Source organism: Okeania sp. SIO2B9 (assembly GCF_010672505.1).
Classification (GTDB): domain Bacteria; phylum Cyanobacteriota; class Cyanobacteriia; order Cyanobacteriales; family Microcoleaceae; genus Okeania; species Okeania hirsuta.
Genome location: NZ_JAAHGK010001444.1, coordinates 1 through 1,788 on the forward strand (window position 1 = coordinate 1; position 1,788 = coordinate 1,788).

A 1,788-nucleotide genomic window follows, 5' to 3' on the forward strand; every position below is an offset into this window, starting at 1 on the left:
CTCCCATAAGAAGTACAGATATTAATAATTAAATGTTCCCAGTGCTGGCATTTTTCCCGCTTCGGGGTATATCTCACCCTTGGTGAAATCTTCTGTACATAGTAGTCTAAGGAAAGAGCACTGACATATCAAAAGCTTAAACTCAGACAACGAAAATTTGTCCTTCTTCCTTCGTAACTATTCAGGTGCTGGGGTTGACAAATAATCATATCTATGTGTTTATCACTTTCCAGAAACCTTTTAGTCTCATTTATAGACTATTTAGTATTCTTAGATACAGTTTTCAGCTTTGAAACACTGAGTATGCAAAAAATCAAGAATAATGCAACCCCAAGACCTGAATGCTTACCTTCCTTCTTCCTTCTTCCTTCTTCCTTTTTCCTGCTGCTATAACTGAAAAACTTTGTATATATAAGTTGCATAATCTGTCATGGATATCCAGTTAATTAATATTGGTTTTGGTAATATAGTTTCTGCGAATAGAGTCGTTGCAATTGTTAGTCCAGAATCAGCCCCGATCAAGCGAATGATTAGCGATGGCAAGGAAAGAGGCAAATTAATTGATGCTACTTATGGTCGGCGTACCAGAGCAGTGATTATTACAGATTCTAATCATATTATTCTTTCGGCAATTCAACCTGAGACAGTGGCACATCGATTTATATTTAACAATAAAGATAGTTAATTGTAGTAATTGATGTTTGATTTTCCAAAATTTGTTATTAATAACTAAAAGTTTAGTTATGCTCGCTTGTACTGCGATAAAAATTTATGCAAACTGGTAAATTAATTGTTTTAACAGGACCTAGTGGTGTAGGTAAGGGGACTTTGGTAAAATCTCTCTTAGAACGTCATCCAGAATTAGTTTTATCTATTTCTATGACTACCCGTTGTCCTCGACCTGGAGAAGTAGAAGGAGAAAGTTATTACTTTGTAGACCGCAATAAATTTCAACAAATGATTGAAACTCAAGATTTATTAGAATGGGCTGAGTTTGCAGGTAATTTTTATGGTACGCCACGTCTGCCAGTTATTGAAAATATTAAACAGGGTAAATTAGTATTATTGGAGATTGAGGTACAAGGGGCAAGACAAATTAAACAGACTTTTTCAGAAGCATTGCTTATTTTTATTTTACCTCCTTCTATGACTGAATTGGAAAAAAGATTGCGGGATAGAGGACATGATTCGGAAGAAGCGATCGTCAAGCGTCTAGAAAGGGCAATTAAAGAGATGGAAGCTGCAGGAGAGTTTGATGTACAACTAATGAATGATAATTTGGAAATTGCTTTGCAAAATTTGGAGAAAGTATTATTTGACTGAAATTATAAGTAGTGCAGTAAGGGAGTGGGGGAGTGGGGAAGTGGAAAAAACTTTGAGTAGGAAAGAAACCGAAATACATTTTCCTTCTTTTAATTGGAGCTGAGGTAATTAGAACTGACATCATTAGGTGATTTGTCCTAAGTTCAATTAATACCATTACAGTTGCAGGATTGCCAAATGAGAAATTAATTTATTTATAATACGAAATCACACGCATTTTTACTAATTTTATTGAGAGCAGGGAGTACGGATTAGGTGAATAACGAATAATAAATGAATAATATATGTTTACTTCATATAAATAATTGCTAAAAAAATCACTGAATCTGATTTATTACTTAATAGCTGAATTTTTAAATAAAAAAAGCATTATTTTAAGGAATTGCTATAATTTCCAAGAAGCGTGAGGTACAAAATTCATCATAATTTTTTTTACTCTGATTATCCCAGTAGAAAGAAAGGTTA

2 protein-coding genes are annotated in these 1,788 nt (G+C 33.6%); both read left to right on the forward strand.

Features of this window, described 5'->3' with window-relative positions:
* Positions 1 to 430 precede the first annotated feature (430 nt).
* A complete protein-coding gene (remA, locus tag F6K13_RS31555; RefSeq protein ID WP_124144486.1) occupies positions 431 to 685 on the forward strand; it encodes an extracellular matrix/biofilm regulator RemA in 255 nt (84 codons plus the stop codon).
* A gap of 86 nt (positions 686 to 771) precedes the next feature.
* Positions 772 to 1,323: a guanylate kinase gene (gene gmk / locus F6K13_RS31560; protein ID WP_124144485.1), complete on the forward strand. Its 552-nt coding sequence runs from the start codon at positions 772 to 774 to the stop codon at positions 1,321 to 1,323.
* Positions 1,324 to 1,788: the final 465 nt, after the last annotated feature.

Excerpts from the sequence above, each read along its gene's own strand:
- remA (WP_124144486.1), top strand. The coding sequence starts at position 431 with ATGGATATCCAGTTAATTAATATTGGTTTTGGTAATATAGTTTCTGCG.
- gmk (WP_124144485.1), top strand. The coding sequence starts at position 772 with ATGCAAACTGGTAAATTAATTGTTTTAACAGGACCTAGTGGTGTAGGT.